This is a genomic window from Kribbella sp. CWNU-51 (assembly GCF_054073265.1).
The window spans coordinates 1-22,229 of record NZ_JBSXMZ010000028.1; the positions used below are offsets into that span (position 1 = coordinate 1).

The following is a 22,229-nucleotide window of genomic DNA, read 5'->3' on the forward strand; positions in this document are numbered from 1 at the left end:
ACCGCACCTCGGACAACTTCCGCCCCATCACAACACCCTCCAACAATCAGGCGTTGCAACAATCCCCTGAATCTGCCCTCCCGATTCGGGCAGGGATCCTCCCCAGTTCCGCCGTACTGTGCGGTAGCTGAGTGGTGGATCACGATCGGCTTCCAGTGGGCGGACTGAGCGGCGATCGTGTGCGCCCGCCGATAGGGTGGGCGAACGTGACCGAGACCGGTAGTGAGACCCGTACCCGCGCGCGGTTCGAGGTGCCCGAAGAACTTCGGGCCGACGTCCGCCTGCTCGGCGAGCTTCTCGGCAAGGTGCTGGTCGAGTACGCCGGACAGCCGCTGCTCGACGACGTCGAGAAGCTCCGGGAGCTGACCATCGCCGGCGACGGCGCGGCGGCCGAGCAGCTCGTCGCCTCCTGGCCGCACGAGCGGGCCGAGGACGTCGCGCGCGCGTTCACCTGCTATTTCCACCTGACCAACCTCAGCGAGGAACTGCACCGCGCCCGGGTACTGCGTGCGCGGGACCGCTCCGGCGACGCACCGGCCGTGTCCGAGCTGGCCCAGGCGGTCGAGCAGATCGCCACCGACAGCGGCGAGCAGCAGGCCCGCGCGCTGCTCAACGGGCTCGAGTTCCGCCCGGTGCTGACGGCGCACCCGACCGAGGCCCGGCGGCGCGCTGTCCTGGCGACGATCCGGCGCATCTCGTCGCTGCTGGACGAGCGCGGCGACCCGCGGACCGGCGACAGCGAGCTGGCGGAGAACCGCCGCCGCCTGATCGAGCAGGTCGACATCCTCTGGCGTACGTCGCAGCTCCGCACCAGCCGGCCGTCGCCGCTGGACGAGGTCCGGTCCGCGATGGCCGTGTTCGAGGAGACGCTCTTCGATGTCGTCGGCAACGTCTACCGGCGGCTGGACGACGCGCTGGCCGGTGACGCCGCCGGGGTGAAGCAGCCGGTGGTGGCGCCGTTCGTCCGGCTCGGCTCGTGGATCGGCGGCGACCGCGACGGCAACCCGAACGTCACCGCCGCGATCACCCGCGAGGCCATGCAGATCCAGGCCGACCACGTCCTGCGGGCTCTCGAACAGGCAACGGAAGTCCTCGGCCGGGCGCTCACCCTGGACGCGGCGACCACTCCGCCGTCCGCACCGGTCCGCCGCATCCTGGAGGACGCGCGGGCGGTCAACCCGGAGCTGATCGCGGACATCGAGGCCCGTTCGCCCGCTGAGCCGCACCGGCAGCTCCTGCTGCTCGCCGCGCGCCGGCTGGCCGCGACCCGGGCTCGCGACGCGGACTTCGGCTACCCGCGGGCTTCCGACTTCCTGCACGAGCTCAAGGTCCTGCAGGACTCCCTGGTGAACGCAGGTGCACTACGCCAGGCGTACGGCGAGCTCCAGCAGCTCATCTGGCAGGTCAACTCGTTCGGTTTCCACCTGGCCGAGCTGGAGGTCCGTCAGCACTCCTCGGTCCACACCAAGGCGCTAGAAGAGGTGCTCGGCGGCGGTGAGCTGTCGGATCAGACCGAGGAGGTGCTGGCGACGCTGCGGGTGATCGGTCAGATCCAGCAGCGCTTCGGTCCCGAGGCCTGCCGTCGGTACGTCGTTTCGTTCACACGCAACGCCGGTGACCTCGCAGCCGTCTACGAGTTGGCGGATGCCGCGCTGGACGGGCGTCCGATCGAACTGGACGTCGTACCGCTGTTCGAAACCGGTGAAGACCTGCAGAACTCGGTGGAAGTGCTGGACAACGCGATCCAGCTCACTCGGGTCCGGCACCGGCTCACCGCCAACGACCGGCGCTTCGAGGTCATGCTCGGGTACTCCGACTCCGCCAAGGACGTCGGTCCCGTGTCGGCGACGCTGGCCCTGTACGACGCTCAGGCGCGGATCACCGCGTGGGCGCAGCGCAATGCGATCCGGCTAACTCTGTTCCACGGTCGGGGTGGCGCCCTGGGGCGTGGCGGTGGCCCGGCGAACCGCGCCGTACTGGCTCAGGCTCCTGGGTCGGTGGCCGGGCGGTTCAAGCTCACCGAGCAGGGTGAGGCGATCCCGGCGCGCTATGGCAACGCGGCGATCGCACAGCGGCACATCGAGCAGGTGACTGCGGCGACCTTGCTGGCGTCCACGCCGGCTGTCGAGGAGCGGGCTGCCGCGGCGGCCGATCGGTTCTCCGTGGTGGAGAAGACCCTCGACGAGGCCGCGCGGACGACGTACCACCGGTTGGTGAAGGCGGATGGCTTCGCGGAGTGGTTCGGCCGGGTGACTCCACTGGAGGAGCTCGGTCAGCTGCCGCTCGGGTCGCGACCCGCCCGGCGTGGTGTGGCGGTGTCGTCGCTGGAGGACCTGCGCGCGATCCCGTGGGTGTTCGCCTGGTCGCAGGCCCGCGTGAACGCCCCCGGCTGGTACGGCCTCGGCTCGGCGCTCTCGGCTGTCGGGGATGTCGCCGTACTGCGGGACGCCAACCAGAACTGGCCGCTGTTCCAGGTGATGCTGGAGAACGCCGAGATGTCGCTGGCGAAGACCGACCGGCGCATCCTGGGCCGCTACCTCGAGCTGGGCGATCGGCCGGACCTGACGCAGCTGATGCTCGACGAGCACGCGCTCACCACGGAGTGGGTGCTCAAGGTGCTCGACCAGGACCGGCTGCTGGCCGGCCGGCGCGTGCTGGGCCGAGCGGTCGAGCTGCGGAACCCGTACGTCGACGCTCTCAGCTACCTGCAGTTGCGGGCACTGCGGACGCTGCGCACCGATGACTCGGTGGACGAGGAGCAGATCGTCCGCCAGCGGAGGCTGCTGTTGCTGACCGTCTCGGGTGTCGCTGCCGGCCTGCAGAACACCGGCTGATGTTCAGCGACTTGGACCGGCCGCCACTCGACGCACGGTTCCTGCGAGGGCGGCTGGTACGTCCCGGCTCGTTGTGGACGCAGATCGACGTACTCGCGGAGACACCGTCGACCAATGCGGTCGTGGCGGCCGCGGCGGCCGGCGGGGCGGCCGAGGGGCTGGTGGTGGCTGCTGAGTTGCAGTCGTCCGGTCGCGGTCGGCTGGGGCGGACGTGGACCGCTCCGGCGCGCTCTGCCCTGTTGATGTCCGCGTTGCTGCGTCCGACAGCTGTGACTGCGGCCCGGTGGCCGTGGCTGGGTCTCCTGGTCCCGTTGGCGGTGGCGGCCGCCGTACGGCAGGTGGGGGAGATCCCGGCGCTCGTGAAGTGGCCGAACGATGTACTGGTCGAGGACCGGAAGCTGGCGGGCATTCTGCTCGAGCGCGTGGAGGGGCCGGCCGCTGTGGTCGGCATCGGCCTCAACGTGACCCTGCGCGAGGCCGAGAAGCCGCATCCCGCGGCGACCTCGCTGGCCCTCGAGAAGGCGGCCACGACCGATCGAGCCACTGTGCTGAGCGCCGTACTGCGGGAGCTCGCCACGCGCTACCTCACGTGGGTCGAGGCGGACGGTGACCCGGCCACGATCCTCCCGGAGTACCGGGAGCTGTCCGCGACGCTTGGCCGGGCCGTTCGGGTGGAGCTGCCCGACGGCACCTCCCTCGAAGGCACTGCCCGCGACCTGGCCGACGACGGCCGGCTGATCGTCGACACCGCCGATGGTCCGCGCCCGTTGGCGGCGGGCGACGTGACCCACCTACGCGCGTCCTGACGCCGCGCCGATCGTCCGCCCGTGGTCGGGGCGGTAGTCGACGACGATCCGATTGCCGGCCCGGACCGAGCCGCCGGACAGCACCTTGAGGTAGGCCCCGACCCGGCCTGTCGCCACGAACCGATGGTGGAACTTCGGGATGCCCATCCGTGCGGCCAGATTGCCGCACGGCGTGCGTGGGCTCCGGACCTCGACCAGGATGCCGGTCTTCGGCCCGCCGATCCGCCAGCGTTCGCCGATCAGGGCGTTGGTGATGTCCAGGCCGCGGGTGGTCAGATTCTCGCCGAACAGCCCCGGTGTGATGTCGCGGTCCAGTTCGGTCGACCACCAGGCGGCGTCCTCCTCGGCGTACGCGTAGAGCGCTTTGTCCGGTCCGCCGTGGTAGCGGGTGTCGCACTGCCGGTCGCCGGTCAGGCCGAGCTCGTCGACCGCGACCAGGCCGCTCACCGGGCGCTTGTCGATCGCGGTCCAGCGGGTCGGTCCGCGGATGAGTTCGTGGACGACGTTAACCGCGACCAGCCGGGCGGGCATCAGGTTGTCCGGGTGATCCAGCGGATGGGGTCGCCGCTGTCGAGGTCGTCGCAGCCGGCGTCGTGCAGAGCACCGGCGACGAGGGTACGGCGGTACGACGCGAACGTGATGACGTGCGCGATCATCGCGCCGGCGGTGTAGACCTCGACCGATTCGCCGGGGCAGACGATGAGTTCGTCGAGACGGTTCTGGGCGCAGAGCTCACCGACCTCGGCCGCGAACGCCGGGCCGACCTCGTCGAGCCGTCGCCGCATGCTCTGGACGCTTTCGCCTTGCTCTACAGAGAAGTCGTACTCCTGCCCGGCCAGCGCCGCGTGCCACATCCCCAGCTGACCGATCAGGCGGGACAGCAGCGAGCGCAGGGTCGGGTCGGCGTCGATGCCCTCGACGGAGATCTCGATCGGAGTGTCCAGTTGGTCGTCGGTCAGCGTCGACGCCTGGTCGCACATCTGGCCGAGCAGCCAGACGTGGTGGTCGACGATCGTGCGGAGAAGATCCATGGAGGTCACCTTGTCCCTGGCCGGCACCCGCAGGCCGTTCGGCGGGTGGAAGTGGATGCCACTCGGCGCGTCGATCCGGATCCGGTCCGGACGACCCCGCCAGGCCGCCGGTGCGACGCCGTACGCCCGGCTGAAGGCGCGCGTGAACGCCTCGTGGGATCCGTAACCGGCCTCGACCGCGACGTCGAGGATGTGGCCCGGCGCGGTCAGCAGCCGGTACGCGGACCGCTCCAGCAGGATCCGGCGCCGGAACGCGCCCGGTCGCTCGCCCGCCGCGGCCGTCACCACCCGGTCGAGCTGCGACCGGGACAGCTGGACCCGGGCGGCCAGATCGGTCCCGGTCGCCTCGTGATCGTCCAGCGCGCCGGCCAGTACCTCGACGAAGGCGGCGAACACGTCAGTGCTCATGCCACTATCGTGCCGCCGCCTGCCTCGCCGTACTTGATCGTTTTCGCCTAAGTGGTGAAGATCTTCGCCGCGGTGATCAAGGTTTCGATGACGCCGTACCCGAGGAGGACGGCGACGAGGAGCCAGGAGATCACCAGGCGTACGGACTGACTCATTGCGCGGCCTCCAGCGTGGACTCGGACGTCTCGTGGAACCGGTCGGACACCTGACGGATCAGCAGGTTGGCGACGAGGCCGACGGCCAGGACGCCGACCATCGTGAACAGCGCCGGCCGGTACGCCGCGGCCGTCAGCGTGCCGGGCTTGCCCTCCTTGTCCAGGAAGCCGTTCACGATCAGCGGCCCGGCGATGCCCGCCGCCGACCAGGCGGTCAGCAGCCGGCCGTGGATCGCGCCCACCTGGAAGCCGCCGAACAGATCCCGCAGGTACGCCGGAACCGTCGCGAACCCACCGCCGTAGAACGAGATGATCACCGCGGCCAGCAGCACGAAGATCGCGGTGTTGTTGTGCCCGACCGTGGCGAGCAGGAAGTAGGCGATGATGCCGATGCCCAGATAGATCGTGTACATGGGCTTGCGGCCGATCACGTCCGATGTGCTGGACCAGCCGAACCGGCCGGCCATGTTGAAGATCGACAGCAGGCCGACGAACCCGGCCGCCGCCGCGACTGCAACGCTGGACTTGCCGTCCGGACCGCGGAAGAAGTCCTGGATCATCGGGCTGGCCTGCTCGAGGATGCCGATCCCCGCGGTGACGTTGCAGAACAGGACCACCCACAGCAGCCAGAACTGCGGGGTCTTGATCGCGTTCGCGGCCGAGACGTTGGCCGTGGTCACCAGTGGCTTCTGCTTGACCGTCGCCGGATCGAACCCCTCCGGCGCCCAGCCCTCGGCGGGCACCCGGATGTTGAACACCCCGAACATCATGATCGCGAAGTAGACGATGCCGAGGGTGAGGAACAGCCCGACCAGGGCACCGCCGCCGGCCACCGAGGAGCTGACGTCCGGGTCGTAGCCGGAGTCGTACTGGCTCAGCAGTTGGCGCGACAACGGGCTGGCGACCAGCGCTTGCGCGGGCCGTTGCGTTCGACCCAGGTGCCGCCGACCGCGGCGGACAACCCCAGCATCACGATCGCGATGCTGAAGATCACCCCGATCGCGGTCTGGCTGCTGTCGAAGTGCTTCACGAGCGACGTCTTGTACACGCTCGTCGCGTACGCCTGCCCGATGCAGAGGTGGACCGCCAGCGCGGCCGGCGGGATCAGCCAGCGGCTGTATCCCGGCGGGGCGACGGTGTGCTCCCGATCGAGTACCGACAAGATGCCCATCACGGCTCCTTCTCTTGTCCCCCAGTTGGTAGCCCCTCGCGCATCTTGGCTCACTGTATGCATTTTGTGAAGGCTTCAACCATCGTGTCGCGGGGGGACAACCGAACCCGGGAACTGTGACACTGGGGGCATGGCGATCTCGGCGAAGTTGTTGGGTGAGGACGAGTACGTCGTCGTCAGCACCCGGACGCACTGGAAGGCGCTGATCTTCCCGGTGTTCCTGCTGCTCCTGGTGGCGGGGCTGGGCGGTTTCCTGGCCGCGATCGTGCCGTCCGGATCCCTGCAGACGCCGGGCCGGATCGCGATTCTCGCGGTCGGCGTGGTGATCCTGGCGGCCTTTGCGCTGAAGCCGTTCCTGAACTGGTTCTTCTCGACGTACACGGTGACGAACCGCCGGCTGATCACCCGGCACGGCATCCTCACCCGGACCGGGCGGGACATCCCGCTGATGCGGATCAACGACGTGTCCTACGAGCACGGCCTGATCGACCGGATCCTGGGCTGCGGGACCCTGCACATCGAGTCCGCCGGCGAGCGTGGCCAGGTCGTCCTGCCCGACGTACCGCATGTCGAGCACGTTCACCTGCAGATGTCCGACCTGCTCTTCGGCGGTCCGGAAGGCCGGCCCGGCGACGGCATCCTCGCCGACGAGGAGCCGCCGGACCACATGCGCCGCCGCGCGGAGCCGCGGCAGCAACAGAAGCAACCGCGCCCGGACGACGGCGAGACCCTGTTCAGCTCCGACGACAACGACCGCTAGTCAGAAGATCTCCAGGCTGACCGGTGAGATCGGCCAGGCGAAGGCTGCCGTGACGGTCGTGAGAGCGCCGGGGGTGTGCTCAACGACCCGGCCGGTGGCGGCGAATTCTGCGAGGGTGCGTCCGCCGAGGTAGGCCGCACCGAGCTCGGTCACGGAGAGACTCAGGTCGGCCGGGTCGTCTGTCCGTTCGCACCTCGCCATCAAGCCGTCCGCGGTCAGCCGGAACCGTCCGGCGTTCGCCGGGATCAGGTCGTCGGTCACCTCGAACACGCGGTCGACGGCGACGGCGTACCGACGCTGTTCGAGGGCTCGGACGACGTCCGTCACCCGGAGCCAGAGGGACTCGTTCACTCGCCGGTTGAGCGCGGTCGGGGTGGTGACGAGTTGCTGGATCGGCTCGTCGATGGCGGCGTACCCGAATCCAAGGGTGGCGGCCAGGTCCAGCGTCAGCAGGTGGTGCCACAGCGCGCTGTACGCGGCCGGGTCGATCGCGACCAGTTCTTCGAGCAGCACCTCGTTCGCCGGACCGGTCGCGGTCCAGTTCATCTTGCCGCGCCACAGCGCGTACCCGTCCACGGCGCCGGTCTCGTCACGGTGGACCAGGATCTGGCGGGCGGTCCGTCCGTCGCGATCGTCCTTCTTGTCCCGGAGGTGCTTCTGCCATTCGAGCTCCGAGCGGCCTGAGACGCCCGGTCGCCGTTCCTGCATGCTCCGCAGGAGTGGCGCGAGCTCCTTCACCGCGGCGTCCGCGGCCAGCTCGCTCACCTCGCCCGGACGGAGCCTGACGTCGGGCGGCCCGACCCGGTGCAGATCGATCTCGTACGACGTTCCCCACGCGGCAGCGCCGTACCCGAATCGTCCGTAGATGCCGGGCTCGCTGGCCCAGAGCACCGCGATCGCCTCCGGCACCTCACGCAGCTGCCGGATGATCAACTCGGACATGACACCGCGCCGCCGATGAGTCGCCCGTACGCCGACCCCGGTCACGTGCGCCGCGGGCACCACCGCACCCGGCACGGACAGATCGCGCGTCAACGCCCGCGTGGTGCCGATGATCTCCGGGCCGTCGGTCGCCACCAGCGCCCGGTCGGGTTCGAACAGTCTCCGGCCCAGGTCATCGGGCGACGGCTCGAACATCATCGCCCCGCCGAACAGGGCACCTACCTCTTCGTAGTCCTCGGCCACAGCCGGACGAACGGCGAACTCGGTCACGCCCGCATCTTCACACGTCCAGTTGGCATAACCAACGTCCTCCATCGAGCATCTGGTCAGGTAGACACAAGGGACGGTGCGAGATGAGGAACCTCCTCGGAACGACAACAGCAGCTTTGCTCGTGGCGGCCGGCTTGATCCCCGGGACGGCCGCCGCCACGCCGAGCGCAACTGCATCGCCAAGCGCGGCGTCGGCCGGGGGCTGCCCGGTGGCGGTGGGGTCGGTGACGGCCGGGGGTGACCACAAGGAGCAGGGTGCGTTCGCAGCAACGCCGCCCACGGCCTCGGCCGGCGTCATCCTGGGGCGCGGTGTGTACCCCGATGGAGCAGTCCGGATCAGCGCCTCGATGTCGCTGGGCGATGACGGGATCAGCGTCGTCTTCGTGTCGGGCTACAGCGTCCTGGGAGATGCGCTTTATTCGGCCAGCTACTCGGCCGGGGACGACGCCGTCATCGACGGTGGGGTGCGGCGGATCGGTGGCGGCTGGGGGACCTTCGTCGCCCTCGACACGACCGCGTACGCCGACACGGTGGTCCGGCGGGCCAACGCGTACGGACTCCGCAACGACGGCACGCTGTTCCGCTGGTCCGTCGACAGAAACGGCGTCTGGCGGAACAAGGTCTCGGCCGCCGGCTTCGCCGCGGTGAAGTCGATGACGCTGATCAGCACCACCAAGACCTACGACACGTTCCTCGCGAACACCCGGGGTGGTGCGCTGTACACGATCCACATCCCGGCCGCCGCGCCGATGAAACCGATCGTGAAGCAGGTCCGGAGTAAGACCTGGCAGGGCTTCGAAACGCTGATCGCGCAGAAGTGTGGCCAGTACGGCACCCTGCTGCTCGGCATCGACCGGGACACCCACACGGGCAACCTGTACGCCGTCGGCCATGCCACCGGTGCGACCACGGTCATCCAGTCACTCGGCAAGGTCCCGAGCACCTTCTCCGACCCGGTCTACTTCCACTGGTCGGACGGCAACGCCGGCAGTACGCCGCCGTTCGGAGAGTGACGAGGGCAGTTAGCGGACGACGGGGAGGTCGCCGGTGTTCTCGTCGTCGAGAGCGGCGGGGGACTCGGGGACCGGGGTGTGCTCGGCCTCGTCGAGCGCGATCTCCTCGCGGAAGACGAACTTGCGGTAGGACCAGAACCGGAACAAGGTACCGAGTCCCAGGCCGATGAAGTTCGCGGCGATGTTGTCGGACAGCCAGCTGTGCAGGTCGAGCACGTAGCGAGAGAAGGCCAGGCAGGCGGCGGAGATCAGCAGGCCGATGCCGTTCAGCACGAAGAAGAGCACGTACTCGCGGCGCAGTCCGCTGCGCTCACGGTGCCGCCAGGTCCAGTACCGGTTCCCGAAGTAGGTCGCGACGGTCGCCACCGTCGTCGAGATCAGCTTCGCGGTCAGCGGCTTGTCGTGCAGCATGCCCACGCCGGAGTCGGCGAGCACCAGCGGGTTGTCGAAGACCAGCCAGTTGTAGATCGGCAGGTCCACGGCCAGACCCAGCAGACCGACCAGACCGAACTTGGCCACTTCGTGCACCAGGTGTTCGAACTGGCGATACATCGTGGTGACGAGTTTCAACGGTCTCTGTAACCTTCTGTGATCACACCGCAACGGGGAGGGCAGCAACCCACGGTACCTGCCGACCGGGCCGACCCTGAAATCCGCCGCGCGTGCCAGGAGTGTCACGGTGGCCGCCGTACGCGCGGTGATGTATGGACATTAGGCTCCAGGCTGTGAAGTTCGATCGAAGCGATCTCCCTGTCGGTACACCGGTGGTCGGCATGGTCGGCGGCGGCCAACTGGCCCGGATGACGCAGGAAACCGCCGTCGCGCTCGGCATCCAGCTCCGCGTGCTGGCCGAAGACCCGACGGTGTCGGCGGCCCAGGCGGTCGCGGACGCGCCCGTCGGCGACTACAAGGACCTGGCGACGGTACGGCGGTTCGCCGCGGAGTGTGATGTGGTCACGTTCGACCACGAGCACGTCCCGACCGACCTGCTGCACGCCCTCGAGGCGGATGGCATCAAGGTCCATCCCGGTCCCGACGCGCTGGTGCACGCCCAGGACAAGGCGGTGATGCGGCGCCGGCTCGACACTTTCGAAGCGCCCTCTCCGGCCCACCAGGTCGTCGAGACGGCCGCCGACGTCGCGGACTTCGCCAAGCGGGTCGGCGGATTCCCGATCATCCTCAAGACCACCCGCGGCGGGTACGACGGCAAGGGTGTCTGGTTCGTGGACGGTCCGGACGACGACGCGATAGCGGTCGCGTTCGGCAGCGGCGTACCGATCCTGGCTGAGGAGAAGGTCGACTTCGTCCGCGAACTGTCCGCGATCGTCGCCCGCTCGCCGCACGGCCAGGCGGTCGCGTACCCGATCGTCGAGTCGGTCCAGAAGGACGGCATCTGCGTCGAGGTCACCGCGCCCGCGCCCGGTCTGGCGCCGGAGAAGGCCGCGCAGGCCCAGCAGACGGCGCTGAAGATCGCCGGTGAGCTCGGTGTCGTCGGCATCCTCGCGGTCGAGATGTTCGAGGCCCGCGACGGCCGCCTGCTGGTCAACGAACTCGCGATGCGCCCGCACAACACCGGCCACTGGTCGATCGAGGGCGCGGTCACGTCCCAGTTCGAGAACCACCTGCGGGCCGTGCTGGATCTGCCACTCGGATCGCCGGCCGCGCGAGCGCCGTACACGGTGATGGTCAACGTGCTCGGCGGCGACGTCGAGGACATGCATCGCGGGCTGTTGCACTGCCTGGCCCGCGACCCTGGCCTGAAGGTCCACTTCTACGGGAAGTCGGTGAAGCCGGGTCGCAAGATCGGCCACGTCACGGCGTACGGCGAAGACCTCGAGGAGACCCGTGAACGCGCCCGGCACGCGGCGGCCTATCTGACCGGCACCATCGACGAATAGGAATGACCATGAGTGTTGGCATCGTGATGGGGTCGGACAGCGACTGGCCGACGATGAAGGCCGCGGCCGAGGTATGTGACGAATTCGACGTGCCCTTCGAGGCAGACGTCATCTCGGCGCACCGGATGCCGGTGGAGATGATCGACTACGGACGGTCAGCACACGAGCGGGGACTGAAGGTGCTGATCGCGGGCGCCGGCGGGGCCGCGCACCTGCCCGGCATGCTCGCGTCGGTGACTCCGTTGCCGGTGATCGGCGTACCCGTTCCGCTCAAGTACCTGGACGGGATGGACTCGCTGCTGTCGATCGTGCAGATGCCGGCCGGGGTCCCGGTGGCGACGGTGTCGATCGGGAACGCGCGGAACGCCGGCCTGCTCGCGGTCCGGATCCTGGCCGCGTCCGACGAGAAGCTGCGGGACCGGATGATCGCCTTCCAGGAGTCCCTGGCCGACCTGGCCCGGGCGAAGGGCATCACTGTGCGTGACGGCGCGGCAGAGCTGCGTAAAGGCTAGTCTTGTAACTGGTTTTCCACAGCCGGGGGCGGGTAGTCATGAGATCCCATCCGTTGTCGTCTAAGGTCGTCGATCGTGACTCCGCCCACTGAACCGGACACGCAGCGCATCCCGGTCCGCTACTGGATCTGGCTGTTCGGTGCTGCCGTGTCCCTCCTGGGCGACCTGACGATGACGTTCGCCATCGGATGGTCGGCCAGCCAGCACGGCGGCCGCATCGCCGGTCTGATCCTGCTCCTCGCCGCCGCACCCCGCGCCGCCCTGCTCCTGGTCGGCGGCGCGGTCGGCGACCGCTTCGGCGCCCCCCGCGTCCTGCTGGCGAGCTGTACGGCGATGTTCCTGGTGACCGCCGCGCTCGTCCCGGCCTCGCTGGCCGTGGGCGAGCCGGTCTGGCTGCTGGTCGTGCTGGCCCTCGTCGTCGGCGTGATCGACGCGTTCTTCCTGCCGTCGTCGCGCTCCATGCCGCGCCTGCTCGTCCCACCGGAGCAGGTCCCGCGCGCACTGGCCAGCTTCCAGGTCACCGGCGTCGTCTTCGCCGTCACCGGCACCGCCGTCGGCGGCATCCTGGTCAGCTGGGCCGGCCTCAAAGCCGCCGCCGCCTTCGACTCTCTCACCTTCGCCGCGATGATCATCGTCCTGATCCTGCTGCGCGGGACGATCGCCCCGCCCGGACGGATGCCGTCCGGCATGCTGCGGTCGATCGCAGCCGGCATCAGGGTCGCGTTCGGGCGCCCGCTCACCCGCGCCCTGCTGATCACGATGACGGTGGCGGCCGGGTTGCTGATACCGCTGGATGCTTTGCTGTTCCCGCTGCTCGCCCGGTCGCACGGCTGGGACGCGGCGACCGCGGGTCTGCTCGTCGCGAGCCGGAGTCTGGGGGTGGGAGTGATCGCGGTGCGCATCCTCATGCGCGGCGCGTTCCCACGGCCGGGTGTGTTCGCCGCCATCGGCCTGCTGGTGGCCGCCGCGGGCCTGCTGGGTCTGTCCGTACTCGAGCCGTTGCCGTTGGTCTTCGCGGCCGGTGTGCTCAGTGGAATCGGCGTCGGCACGTTCACCGGTCACGTGCTGCCGCTCTTGATGAACTCCGTCGAGCGCGAGTACCAGTCCCGCCTGCAATCCGTCGTCGTGCTGTGTCAGAGCCTCGCGCTCGTGGTGATGAACCCGGTGCTCGGCAGTCTCGCGGATCTGAGCGGGGTCGGCATCACCGGTGTCTGCCTCGGCATTTCCGTGGCCGCCGCGCTCACCGGTCTCGTCGTACTGAGCCGCCCCGTCCTGCGCAACGCAACTGTCACCTAGGGCTTGCCGGGCGCTCGGTAGGTCCAGCCGGCGGCGCGCCATCGGGCTGCGTCGAGGAGGAGGCGGGCGTCGATGACGACGGGGTGTTCGACCACGCCGCGGAGGGCGGCGGGGTCGAGTTCGCGGAACTCGGGCCACTCGGTGAGGTGGAGGACGGCGTGGGCGCCTTCGCAGGCCTCGGTGGTGGAGGCGGCGTAGCGCAGCGTCGGGCGGACCTTGCGGGCGTTCTCCATCGCCTCCGGGTCGTAGACGGTGACGTTCGCGCCGTGCAGCTGGATCCGGCCGGCCACGTCGAGGGCGGGCGAGTCGCGGACGTCGTCCGTACCGGCCTTGAACGCGGCGCCGAGGACGGTGACGTTCTTGCCGACCCACTCGCCGCCGAGCACCTCGTGGGTGACGTCGACGATCCGGGCCCGGCGGTGCTGGTTGATGTCGTCGACCTCACGCAGCAGCGTGATCACCTCCTCGACGCCGAGCTCGCCGGCCCGGTGCATGAACGCGCGCAGGTCCTTCGGCAGGCAGCCGCCGCCGTACCCGGGGCCGGCGTTCAGCATGCCGCGGCCGATCCGCTTGTCGTACCCGAGCGCGTCGGCGAGTTGGGTGACATCCGCACCGGCCGCGTCGGCCAGCTCCGCGAGCGCGTTGATGAAGGAGATCTTCGTGGCCAGGAAGGCGTTCGCGCCGCCCTTCACCAGCTCCGCGGTCGGCCGGTTGCACACGACCACCGGCGAACCCTCGGCGATCGGGGTGGCGAAGACCTCACGCAGCCGGGCCTCCGCGGTCGCCGACTCCACGCCGAACACGAGCCGGTCCGGGTGCAGCGTGTCGTCCACGCCGTGCGCCTCACGGAGGAACTCGGGCTGCCAGGCGAGCTCGACCGCCGTACCTGCCGGCGCCTCGGTGTGGAAACGCCGCTCGATGTGCTTCGCCGTACCGACCGGGACCGTCGACCGGCCCACCACCAGCGTCGGCCGGGTCAGCAGCGGCGCGAGCATGTCGACGACCGAGTTGACCTGGCCCAGGTCGGCCGCCTCGCTGCCCTCGAGTTGCGGCGTGCCGACGCTGATGAAGTGCACGTCGGCCCAGTCCGCGATCTCGCGGTAGTCCTTGGTGAACCGCAGCCGGCCGGAGTCGACGTGCTTCTTCAGCAGCGGGTCCAGCCCGGGCTCGTACAGCGGGGCCTTGCCGTCGTTCAGCAGCTTCAGCCGGTGCTCGTCGATCTCGACCCCGACGACGTCGAAACCGAACTCGGCCATCCCCGCGGCGGTGTTCGCCCCGAGGTAGTTGGTACCGATCACGGCGATCCGCAGGGGGCGGGAGGTCGCTTCACTCATGTCCGGGACTCTACCCACCACGGTTATCACCCGGTGACCGGCTCATGTCCGAGGGCCCACCAGGGCGTGCGCTGTTGGTCACTTTCGGCGTCCGACGGCTGCCGAGCGGCGGGCCCGCGTCGTACAGTGCGACTCGTGAGTAACTCATTCGACCTGTACGCGCTGCCCGAGGAGCACCAGGCGATCCGGGACGCCGTCCGCGACGTCTGCGACGCCAAGGTGGCCCCGCACGCCGGTGACGTGGACGAACTCGCGGAGTTCCCGAAAGCGTCGTACGACGCGCTGAAGGCCTCGGACTTCCATGCCCCGCACATCCCGGAGCAGTACGGCGGCGCCGGGGCGGACGCGCTCGCGACCGTGATCGTGATCGAGGAGGTCGCCCGGGCGTGCGCCTCGACCTCGCTGATCCCCGCGGTGAACAAGCTCGGCTCACTGCCGCTGCTGCTGTCCGGGTCGGAGGAGGTCAAGCAGCGCTACCTGCCGCCGGTCGCGGCGGGCGACTCGATGTTCTCGTACTGCCTGTCGGAGCCCGAGGCCGGCTCGGACGCCGTCTCGATGAAGACGCGGGCGGTGCTCGACGGCGATACGTACGTGCTGAACGGCGTGAAGCGCTGGATCACCAACGCCGGCGTCAGCGACTTCTACACCGTGTTCGCGGTGACCGATCCGGCCGCGCGGTCGAAGGGGATCTCCGCCTTCGTGGTCGAGAAATCCGACGACGGCGTGTCCTTCGGTGCGCCGGAGAAGAAGCTGGGCATCAAGGGTTCGCCGACCCGCGAGGTGTACTTCGACAACGTGCGGATCCCGGTGTCGCGGCTGATCGGGGACCCGGGCACCGGGTTCGGCACCGCGATGGCGACGCTCGACCACACCCGCGTGACGATCGCCGCGCAGGCGCTCGGGATCGCCCAGGGTGCGCTCGACTACGCGCTCGGGTACGTGCAGGAGCGCAAGCAGTTCGGCAAGGCGATCGCGGAGTTCCAGGGCCTGCAGTTCATGCTCGCCGACATGGGCATGAAGATCGAGGCCGCCCGGCAGCTCACGTACGCCGCGGCCGCCCGCTCGGAGCGTGGTGACAAGGACCTGACCTACTTCGGCGCCGCCGCCAAGTGCTTCGCCTCCGACGTCGCGATGGCCGTGACCACCGACGCCGTCCAGCTCCTCGGCGGCTACGGCTACACCCACGACTACCCGGTCGAACGCATGATGCGCGACGCCAAGATCACCCAGATCTACGAAGGCACGAACCAGGTCCAACGCATCGTCATGGCCCGCCAGTTGCTGAACGGCCTTGCCTGACGACGTTCCCGCAGGTCGACACGCCCAGAGGAACTGAGCCCAGCTGCCACACTGCCAGATCACGAACTACGGCTGGAGTACTAAGGTCGCTCGGCAACGTTTCTCACCAGAGAGAGTACTGAATGACTCACCTGAGTTGGCCTGCCGACGGACCCGGTCGTGTACCCACAGACGCGCTCGATTCACACCGCGCTCGAAGCGGTCTGCCCGGACGCGATCGCGCCGCTCCTCGCTTTCGCTGAGGAGCACGGCTGGCAGCGCACGGCATTTGCTGTCGTCGCGGGCAAGATGTCCGTACTCTCGGCTCCCCGCTCATCCGCTGAGCGCCGAGCCGTGCCGGGGCGGACTGTCGACACCCTCGAAGCAGCCACCGGAGGTATGCCATGGATCAGCGAGAGGCGATTGTCGCCGTGGTGCGACGATCCGAGCGGGTGCTCGTCATTCAGCGCGGCCCAGCCGCCCGGCTGCCGGGCTACTGGGCACCACTTAGCGGCAAGCTCGATCCCGGCGAAACGCAGGCGGAAGCCCTGGTCAGGGAGGTACGCGAGGAAGTCGGCCTGAAGGTGACACCCATCGCCAAGGTTTGGGAATCACAGACTGAAGACGCCGCGTTCGTCCTCCACTGGTGGACCGCCGAACCCGAAGAAGGCGACCTGGTCACCCATCCCGGAGAGGTCAGCGACGCCAGATGGGTCACGGCCCGTGAGTTCTCCCGACTCCAGCCGACCTTCAGCTCCGATCGCCTGTTCTTCGAGCAGGTGCTGCCTAACCTCTGACACACGGCCGTGGCGCAGTAAGAGAACAAACGCCGACAACGCGAGCAGCAGTTCCAGGCGCGGCCGTCACTGGGCGCCTCGTAGTGCGAGGCTCCTGACATCTGACCACACCGGCCGAGCGTTGGCGGCCGAGAACCTGCGGTGCTAGAAAGCGGAGATAACTTGCGAGCGTTCCCTGCGGGTGAGAGTGCTGATCAACGCTGACTGACCATGCCGGCGCTCGGCGAGGCGCACCAGCAGGTCGCGCACAGGCGCGAAGACTTCCTCCGGGAATGCCGGCGTCGGGACGTCAAGACTCAGCGCAAGGTCGTCGGTATGAACGACGATCTCCAGCATGCGGGTAAGCAAGAAGTCATCCCGGCGCAAGGACCAACCTTGCCAGGGAATCAGTACCACATCAGGAGTGGTACCGCTCGCGAGCAGCGTCCTCAGCGTCGCGAGTGCCTTGTCGACTCGAGTCCTGAGCGCAGCTACGCCAAGCGCAGCCTCGGCCTCGTCCGTGGTGCGGTCATTGACCGCGTCATCCGGAGAGCTCGACATGACCCATGCAGCGCGATGATAGTGCTCGTCGACCGAGTTCAGTGGTGGGATGTCGGTTGTCGCCTGGAGGAGTTCTGCGGCGCGTACCAGCTGCCGCCCCAGGTGGCAGGCTAGTTCTCCGACGGACATCTTTGGCAAGACGCTCTGCTGTAGCCATCGATCGGACACCTGGGCCTGTTGGATGAAATCCTCAACAATTTCCCCAGCGATCGGAAACACCGCATCCCGGCGATCGGAAGTCGAATACACGGGACAAGTCTGGCATGTGCGCCTTTGGGCCTCGACTGGGGTGACCCGGCTCGACGGACAGGGTTGGTGTGAGGTCGGTTCACGGTGCCTGTTTCGTGGGCGGGGGCTGGTCAGCGCGGGCGGCTGAGGCTCCGCCAGGAACGGCCGATCCGGGTTCGGCGGAAGGCAGACCAGAGCGGATGCCTGGCCAGACGGCGGATCAGCCGGCGCTGGGCGACGCGCCGTACGCCGCGGACCGTCGGGCGCGAGGAAGGGCATGGTGGCTTCGCCGGATCTGGCACCGCGACACGGGAGATGCTGCGGGCTTCGGTGCGTACGGCGGGCGGGAGGTGGCTGTTGATCTCGGCCAGGTGCTGCTCGAAGGATGCTCTCCACAGTGCCTGCTGGAGTGCTGCCTCACCCGGGGCAGAACTGGTGCCGGCCGCCGAATCCGCCCACAGCGCTCGGACGGTCTGCGGTTCGAGTCCCTCCAGCTCCGAGCCGGTGATGAGCTCCCCGATCAGATCGCGATCCGGCGCATCGGCGATGCGCCGCAGCTGGGCCCGGGCCCTTCCCCGCCCGGCCGGGCGTGGTTTGAAGAACGGAATGTCCGCCCACTCGGGGATCAACCGACGGACCAGGTCACGGTGCAGAGCGTTCTCGAGCCGCTGGGCGGGATCGAGCGCGAAGGCAGCGCGGACGAAGGACGGAATGAGCAGCGGTGAGACCACGCCGCTGCGCTCGCCTGTGGTCCCCCAGCGGCGGAGCCTTTCGACCAGATAGAAGTAGTCGAGCATGGTCGCGTTCTCGATGCCGCCGTGCATCGCCTCTCGCAGTACCTGCTCGATCTGTGCGGAGACGGCGGCGCGAGCCTCCTCGGACGGGCCGGCCGCGGCGACCAGCCGGCTCTGCAGACGGCTGACGAATGCCCGGAGCTTCGGCTCGAGCGGCAGGGCGTCGAGCTGGAGGACGTCAGCCGGGTAGAAGTGCCCGTGCGCGACCTCGCCACCCGCGCCGCCGATCGCGAGGTGGGTGACGATCGAGAGGCTGCTGGGTGGGGTGTGGAAGAGGTAACTGGCCGGTCTGAGGCCGTCGGCGTAGCGGTGCCACCGGAGGGCGCGGCTGACGAGGGCGGGAGGGGCCGGCCGAGCCTGTGGAGGTTGGGCTGGTTCTGTGCGAGGGGTCACGGCGTGCTCCACCTGGAAAGGAAGCAGACCCACCAGGTCCTCGGCGACCTGGAGCTCGCCCGGCACCGCGTCGTAACTGTTGAGGCGTAGGTCCACACCAGCGGACAGGAAGGCCGCTGCGACCACGCGGGAGTCCCGGCCGCCGCTGAGATCCACGGTCGGCCTTCCCGGCCAGAGGTGGTCGACCGACCTCGCCACATCGCGCAGCGCCTCGGCGGTCTCGTCGGCGGCGTCCACGCTGCCGGACCAGACGCTACTGATCTCGACACGGCTGACGGTACGGCGGCGATGCCTGCCCTCGGCGACGATCCGGGTCGCGCCCGGCACGGCCAGGACCCCGTCGTACGGCGTGGTGTCGCCCATGAACCAGCCGCAAGCGGCCGCATAGCGCCAACCCCGCTCAGCCACCCTGGCCGCGACGCCTGCGAACAAGAGCGCGGCGACCGGCCGGTTGCTCCAGACCCAGCCGTCAGGCAGCCGCAGCTGGAACAGCCGGCCTACTCCGATGGAGTCGGTGAACAACTCGAGTCGTTCGTCGGCCGGGTCCAGGACGGCCATCGTGAACGGCGGGGCCAGATCCAGGAATCGGCCGGGCACCTGAAGAACTGCGCGCGCCAACCGCCCAGGGGCGTCCTGCAATGGGACGTCGCCGACTATCCGCTCGTACCCGAGCGGCGCATGCAGACTCGCTACCCGGAGATCGCCGCTGTCCTGCCAGGACGGCCAGAGGCAGTCGCGTTCGCGGCGGTCCCAGACGTGCAGCCCGACCGTCCCTGCATCATGTCCCTGATGGACGGCCTCCTCACGCCAGAGGCCGCTGTAGTAAGCCTCGACCCGCCGGAGGCCCGCGGCAGCTCGCTGATTGTCGCCGGATCGATCGGAGACGTAGGCAATTACAGTTTCCACAATGCCGAGGATGCTAGCGCCGAAACGGCCGTGAGCACACATTTCCCGGGTGATTGAATTTTGTCGTTCTGTGTCAAGTTGAGCAGGAAGCAAAAGACCGGAGCGATGGGAATAGTGGATCAGTGAATTTCCGTCAGAAAGTTTCGACAATTCGAGAACAACCAGTTCTGTCCCGGTCTCTTCCGGGGGCGGCGAGGTCGGGTTTGTTGCTTGGGCACTGGATGGTCGCTGCGGTCATCACCGCGGCGATCCGGAGCTACAAGAGGAACGGAACCATGGAGATCATCGGAGTCATCGTCGCGGGCATCATCATCGGCCTGCTCGGAAAGTTCGTCGCGCCCGGCAACAAGGACAACATCCCGATCTGGCTCACCATCCTGTGCGGGATCGGCGGGGTGATCATCGGATGGTTCGTCTACACCGCGTTCGGTGGTAACGGCAGCCCAGGCGTCGACTGGGTGCGCTGGCTCGTGGCTATCGCGATCTCGGCCGTTCTCGTCGTCGTCGCATCCACGCTGACCGGCCGGAACACGTCCGCGCGGAGCTGAACCACACGGGAAAGCTGCCGGGGTGTCAGCCGACACCCCGGCAGACCGTTGTCAGGCCGCAAGGCCCCACCGGCCGGCCTTGCCTAGAATCGGAGGCTGACTATTGGTCTGAGCGGGGGGCAGGAGGTCGAGGGTGGACCTGACCGGCACGTTGGCGGAGGCGGACTGGGTGTCGCATCGGCCGGCGGTCTTCGGGGCGGCGTACCGGATTCTCGGCACCGTGACCGAGGCCGAGGACGTGACGCAGGACGTCTGGTTGCGCGCCGCTGACGCCGACCTGTCCGAGGTGCGCGACCTGCGGGCCTGGCTGGTCACGCTGGCCGCCCGGACGTCGTACAACGTGCTGAAGTCGGCGCGCGTACGGCGTGAGTCCTACGTCGGACCCTGGTTGCCCGAACCGCTGCTGACCGGGCCGGACGCCGCCGACCAGGTGCTCACGGACGAGTCGGTGAGCACCGCGATGCTCGTGGTGATGGAGACGCTCACCTCCGCCGAACGTGTCGCCCTGGTGCTGCACGACGTGTTCGACTTCCCGTTCGGCCGGATCGCCGAGGTGCTCGGCTCGACGCCGGCCGCCAGCCGCAAGCTCGCCTCCCGCGCGCGGGCGCGGGTCGCCGCGGTCGAGGGGCGGCCCCGGGCGTCCAGGGCCGAGACCGAGCGGGTGCTCCAGGCATTCAAGGCAGCGGCCGACGCCGGCGACATGGCCGGGCTGGTCGCGTTGCTCGACCCCGAGGCCGTCTACACCGCCGACGGCGGTGGCAAGGTGACCGCCGCACGGAAGCTGGTCACCGGTGCCGAGACGATCGCGCTGCTGACGGCCAGGCAGATCGAGCTCAGGCGCCCGGACGAGTCCCGGATCATCGAGGTGAACGGGCAGCCGGCGCTGGCGACGTACCGCGGCGGCAGGCTCGTCTGGCTCGACACCGTGGAGCTCGCCGGCGGGCGGATCACGGCGTTCCGGCGACTGGTCAATCCCGACAAGCTGGCTCACCTCGGTCACATCTGACGCCGCCGTGTTGTCTCCCTGCCGAACCCCCGATCCGCGGGGGAGCGAGGCTGGGAGAGGACGAGAAAGTGGCACACGTTGTGATCATCGGGGGCGGTTTCGCGGGTGTGTGGAGCGCGGCGGGCGCAGCCCTCGCACGCGGCGACGCGGAGCTGCGCATCACGCTCATCGCGCCGAACGAGCAGCTGGTACTGCGCCCTCGCCTGTACGAACCGGAGCCGGAGCTGGCCACGGTGGAACTCCGCCGGATCCTCGACCCGATCGGCGTCGAGCACGTGCGCGCGTCGGTCAGCACGATCGACACCGAGCGCCGCGTAGTGGTGGCCGACGGCAACGAGATCGGCTACGACCGGCTGGTGCTGGCGGCGGGCAGCAAGCTCGTTCAGCCCGAGGGCCTGCCCGGCGCGGAACGGCTCTTCGACATCGACACCCTGGACGGGGCCCGGCGGCTCACCGGCCGGCTGCGCGACCGCGAGGACTACTCCGTCGTGGTCGTCGGCGCCGGGTTCGTCGGCCTGGAGGCCGCGACCGAACTGGCCGCCCGCGGCCGGGTGCTGCTGGTGGACCAGTCGGACGTCGTCGGAGCGCAGCTCGGCCCGGGACCGCGCGAGGTGATCGAGGCCGCGCTCGACGAACTGGGTGTCGAACGCCGGCTCGGGACGACCGTGACCGAGGTCGGCGACGGGTACGCCGTACTGTCCGACGGCAGCCGGGTCGAGGCGGACGCCGTCGTCTGGTCCGTGGGGATGCGGGCCAGCGAGCTCACCCGTCAGATCTCGGCCGAGCTCGACCATCTCGGCCGGGTGCCGGTGGACCATCGGCTGCGTGCTCTTCCCGAGGTGTTCGTCGCCGGGGACACGGCCGCGGCGGCGTTCGACGCCGAGCACACGGTCATGCAGGCCTGCCAGCACGCCACCCCGCTCGGCAAGGTCGCCGGGTACAACGCGGCGGCCGACCTGCTCAACGTGCCGCTGCGCGACTTCACCCCCGGTCCGTACGTCACCTGCCTGGACCTCGGGGGTGCCGGTGGGGTCTTCACCCGGGGCTGGGACCGCAGGGTGATGGCGTCGGGCGCTGAGGCCGGGGCCGTCAAGAAGGGCATCAACCGGGCCATCCACCCGCCGGTCGACGACGCCGCGAAGATCCTCGCCGCCGCCGATCGCGTCTACCTCGAGCTGCCCTTCTTCCCTCGCGACGAGGAGCAGGACGCGCCTGCCGCCTGAGGCCGGCCTCCGCGGCCGCCGCCAGTCCTCGCGGCGGCGCGCACCTGATTCATCGTCAGCGCCATCGCCCAGGAGGACCTCGCCAC

The 22,229-nt window shown here is 69.2% G+C and carries 22 protein-coding genes; 12 read left to right on the forward strand and 10 right to left on the reverse strand.

Features of this window, described 5'->3' with window-relative positions; genetic code table 11:
• Positions 1-206 precede the first annotated feature (206 nt).
• Complete coding sequence (locus ACXC9Q_RS28285) at positions 207-2,834, forward strand: phosphoenolpyruvate carboxylase (RefSeq protein ID WP_457059666.1); 2,628 nt, start codon at positions 207-209, stop codon at positions 2,832-2,834.
• The gene (locus ACXC9Q_RS28290; RefSeq protein WP_457059667.1) at positions 2,834-3,640 is read left to right on the forward strand and encodes a biotin--[acetyl-CoA-carboxylase] ligase; all 807 of its coding nucleotides are present in this window, start codon (positions 2,834-2,836) and stop codon (positions 3,638-3,640) included. Before ACXC9Q_RS28285 ends, ACXC9Q_RS28290 begins: the two co-directional genes overlap by 1 nt.
• Here the strand turns inward: ACXC9Q_RS28290 and ACXC9Q_RS28295 are convergent.
• Genes ACXC9Q_RS28295 through ACXC9Q_RS28315 form a run of 5 tightly spaced genes read right to left on the reverse strand, consistent with a single transcriptional unit; the run spans position 3,626 to position 6,405 of the window.
• Positions 3,626-4,171, reverse strand: a complete 546-nt coding sequence (locus tag ACXC9Q_RS28295) for an MOSC domain-containing protein (protein WP_457059668.1) — start codon at positions 4,169-4,171, stop codon at positions 3,626-3,628. The two genes, ACXC9Q_RS28290 and ACXC9Q_RS28295, sit on opposite strands and share 15 nt — an antisense overlap.
• Positions 4,171-5,079 carry a helix-turn-helix domain-containing protein gene (locus tag ACXC9Q_RS28300; protein WP_457059669.1) on the reverse strand — a complete coding sequence of 303 codons (909 nt, stop codon included), beginning with the start codon at positions 5,077-5,079 and terminating at the stop codon, positions 4,171-4,173. The genes ACXC9Q_RS28295 and ACXC9Q_RS28300 overlap by 1 nt, the downstream gene beginning before the upstream one ends.
• 47 nt (positions 5,080-5,126) lie before the next feature.
• Positions 5,127-5,234, reverse strand: coding sequence for an MFS transporter small subunit (locus ACXC9Q_RS28305; protein WP_457059670.1), 108 nt, complete (start codon positions 5,232-5,234; stop codon positions 5,127-5,129).
• Positions 5,231-6,127 (reverse strand): MFS transporter, encoded by an 897-nt coding sequence (locus ACXC9Q_RS28310; protein ID WP_457059671.1) that lies wholly within the window; start codon positions 6,125-6,127, stop codon positions 5,231-5,233. Before ACXC9Q_RS28310 ends, ACXC9Q_RS28305 begins: the two co-directional genes overlap by 4 nt.
• Entirely contained in the window at positions 6,109-6,405 is a 297-nt protein-coding gene (locus ACXC9Q_RS28315) for a hypothetical protein (protein WP_457059672.1), read from the reverse strand. The genes ACXC9Q_RS28310 and ACXC9Q_RS28315 overlap by 19 nt, the downstream gene beginning before the upstream one ends.
• A gap of 130 nt (positions 6,406-6,535) precedes the next feature.
• On the opposite strand from ACXC9Q_RS28315, the gene ACXC9Q_RS28320 reads away from it, so the two are divergent.
• On the forward strand, positions 6,536-7,165 hold the full coding sequence (locus tag ACXC9Q_RS28320) for a PH domain-containing protein (protein ID WP_457059673.1): 630 nt from the start codon (positions 6,536-6,538) through the stop codon (positions 7,163-7,165).
• On the opposite strand, the gene ACXC9Q_RS28325 is transcribed toward ACXC9Q_RS28320, so the two are convergent.
• A complete protein-coding gene (locus ACXC9Q_RS28325; protein WP_457059674.1) occupies positions 7,166-8,377 on the reverse strand; it encodes a GNAT family N-acetyltransferase in 1,212 nt (403 codons plus the stop codon).
• Between the two features lie 224 nt (positions 8,378-8,601).
• Between ACXC9Q_RS28325 and ACXC9Q_RS28330 the strand changes: the two genes are divergently transcribed.
• Positions 8,602-9,390: a hypothetical protein gene (locus tag ACXC9Q_RS28330; RefSeq protein ID WP_457059675.1), complete on the forward strand. Its 789-nt coding sequence runs from the start codon at positions 8,602-8,604 to the stop codon at positions 9,388-9,390.
• 9 nt (positions 9,391-9,399) lie between these two features.
• Here ACXC9Q_RS28330 and ACXC9Q_RS28335 read toward each other — a convergent pair whose 3' ends face one another.
• Positions 9,400-9,960, reverse strand: a complete 561-nt coding sequence (locus ACXC9Q_RS28335) for a GtrA family protein (protein WP_457059676.1) — start codon at positions 9,958-9,960, stop codon at positions 9,400-9,402.
• 155 nt (positions 9,961-10,115) lie between these two features.
• Between ACXC9Q_RS28335 and ACXC9Q_RS28340 the strand changes: the two genes are divergently transcribed.
• From ACXC9Q_RS28340 to ACXC9Q_RS28350, 3 genes are all read left to right on the forward strand, one after another.
• On the forward strand, positions 10,116-11,288 hold the full coding sequence (locus ACXC9Q_RS28340; protein WP_457059677.1) for a 5-(carboxyamino)imidazole ribonucleotide synthase: 1,173 nt from the start codon (positions 10,116-10,118) through the stop codon (positions 11,286-11,288).
• Positions 11,289-11,296: 8 nt separating this feature from the next.
• Positions 11,297-11,800, forward strand: a complete 504-nt coding sequence (gene purE / locus ACXC9Q_RS28345; protein ID WP_457059678.1) for a 5-(carboxyamino)imidazole ribonucleotide mutase — start codon at positions 11,297-11,299, stop codon at positions 11,798-11,800.
• A 75-nt stretch (positions 11,801-11,875) separates the two neighbouring features.
• Positions 11,876-13,096 (forward strand): MFS transporter, encoded by a 1,221-nt coding sequence (locus tag ACXC9Q_RS28350; protein ID WP_457059679.1) that lies wholly within the window; start codon positions 11,876-11,878, stop codon positions 13,094-13,096.
• Here ACXC9Q_RS28350 and ACXC9Q_RS28355 read toward each other — a convergent pair.
• The gene (locus ACXC9Q_RS28355; RefSeq protein ID WP_457059680.1) at positions 13,093-14,430 is read right to left on the reverse strand and encodes a UDP-glucose dehydrogenase family protein; all 1,338 of its coding nucleotides are present in this window, start codon (positions 14,428-14,430) and stop codon (positions 13,093-13,095) included. The two genes, ACXC9Q_RS28350 and ACXC9Q_RS28355, sit on opposite strands and share 4 nt — an antisense overlap.
• Positions 14,431-14,565: 135 nt before the next feature.
• Between ACXC9Q_RS28355 and ACXC9Q_RS28360 the strand changes: the two genes are divergently transcribed.
• Both ACXC9Q_RS28360 and ACXC9Q_RS28365 read left to right on the forward strand, forming a co-directional pair.
• Positions 14,566-15,729, forward strand: a complete 1,164-nt coding sequence (locus ACXC9Q_RS28360; protein ID WP_457059681.1) for an acyl-CoA dehydrogenase family protein — start codon at positions 14,566-14,568, stop codon at positions 15,727-15,729.
• 383 nt (positions 15,730-16,112) lie between these two features.
• Complete coding sequence (locus ACXC9Q_RS28365) at positions 16,113-16,505, forward strand: NUDIX domain-containing protein (protein ID WP_457059682.1); 393 nt, start codon at positions 16,113-16,115, stop codon at positions 16,503-16,505.
• 144 nt (positions 16,506-16,649) lie between these two features.
• Here the strand turns inward: ACXC9Q_RS28365 and ACXC9Q_RS28370 are convergent, their stop codons facing one another.
• Positions 16,650-17,294, reverse strand: a complete 645-nt coding sequence (locus ACXC9Q_RS28370; protein ID WP_457059683.1) for a maleylpyruvate isomerase N-terminal domain-containing protein — start codon at positions 17,292-17,294, stop codon at positions 16,650-16,652.
• A gap of 110 nt (positions 17,295-17,404) precedes the next feature.
• Positions 17,405-19,366, reverse strand: a complete 1,962-nt coding sequence (locus ACXC9Q_RS28375) for a hypothetical protein (protein WP_457059684.1) — start codon at positions 19,364-19,366, stop codon at positions 17,405-17,407.
• 275 nt (positions 19,367-19,641) lie between these two features.
• On the opposite strand from ACXC9Q_RS28375, the gene ACXC9Q_RS28380 reads away from it, so the two are divergent.
• From ACXC9Q_RS28380 to ACXC9Q_RS28390, 3 genes are all read left to right on the forward strand, one after another.
• On the forward strand, positions 19,642-19,914 hold the full coding sequence (locus ACXC9Q_RS28380) for a GlsB/YeaQ/YmgE family stress response membrane protein (RefSeq protein ID WP_457059685.1): 273 nt from the start codon (positions 19,642-19,644) through the stop codon (positions 19,912-19,914).
• 133 nt (positions 19,915-20,047) lie between these two features.
• On the forward strand, positions 20,048-20,920 hold the full coding sequence (gene sigJ, locus ACXC9Q_RS28385) for an RNA polymerase sigma factor SigJ (RefSeq protein ID WP_457059686.1): 873 nt from the start codon (positions 20,048-20,050) through the stop codon (positions 20,918-20,920).
• A gap of 68 nt (positions 20,921-20,988) precedes the next feature.
• Positions 20,989-22,143 carry an NAD(P)/FAD-dependent oxidoreductase gene (locus tag ACXC9Q_RS28390; RefSeq protein ID WP_457059687.1) on the forward strand — a complete coding sequence of 385 codons (1,155 nt, stop codon included), beginning with the start codon at positions 20,989-20,991 and terminating at the stop codon, positions 22,141-22,143.
• Positions 22,144-22,229: the final 86 nt, after the last annotated feature.

Bases quoted from the DNA above. Each gene is read 5' to 3' on its own strand.
- ACXC9Q_RS28290 (WP_457059667.1), top strand. From the start codon at position 2,834: ATGTTCAGCGACTTGGACCGGCCGCCACTCGACGCACGGTTCCTGCGA.
- ACXC9Q_RS28295 (WP_457059668.1), bottom strand. From the start codon at position 4,171: ATGCCCGCCCGGCTGGTCGCGGTTAACGTCGTCCACGAACTCATCCGC.
- ACXC9Q_RS28300 (WP_457059669.1), bottom strand. From the start codon at position 5,079: ATGAGCACTGACGTGTTCGCCGCCTTCGTCGAGGTACTGGCCGGCGCG.
- ACXC9Q_RS28305 (WP_457059670.1), bottom strand. From the start codon at position 5,234: ATGAGTCAGTCCGTACGCCTGGTGATCTCCTGGCTCCTCGTCGCCGTC.
- ACXC9Q_RS28315 (WP_457059672.1), bottom strand. From the start codon at position 6,405: ATGGGCATCTTGTCGGTACTCGATCGGGAGCACACCGTCGCCCCGCCG.
- ACXC9Q_RS28320 (WP_457059673.1), top strand. From the start codon at position 6,536: ATGGCGATCTCGGCGAAGTTGTTGGGTGAGGACGAGTACGTCGTCGTC.
- purE (WP_457059678.1), top strand. From the start codon at position 11,297: ATGAGTGTTGGCATCGTGATGGGGTCGGACAGCGACTGGCCGACGATG.
- ACXC9Q_RS28355 (WP_457059680.1), bottom strand. From the start codon at position 14,430: ATGAGTGAAGCGACCTCCCGCCCCCTGCGGATCGCCGTGATCGGTACC.
- ACXC9Q_RS28365 (WP_457059682.1), top strand. From the start codon at position 16,113: ATGGATCAGCGAGAGGCGATTGTCGCCGTGGTGCGACGATCCGAGCGG.
- ACXC9Q_RS28380 (WP_457059685.1), top strand. From the start codon at position 19,642: ATGGAGATCATCGGAGTCATCGTCGCGGGCATCATCATCGGCCTGCTC.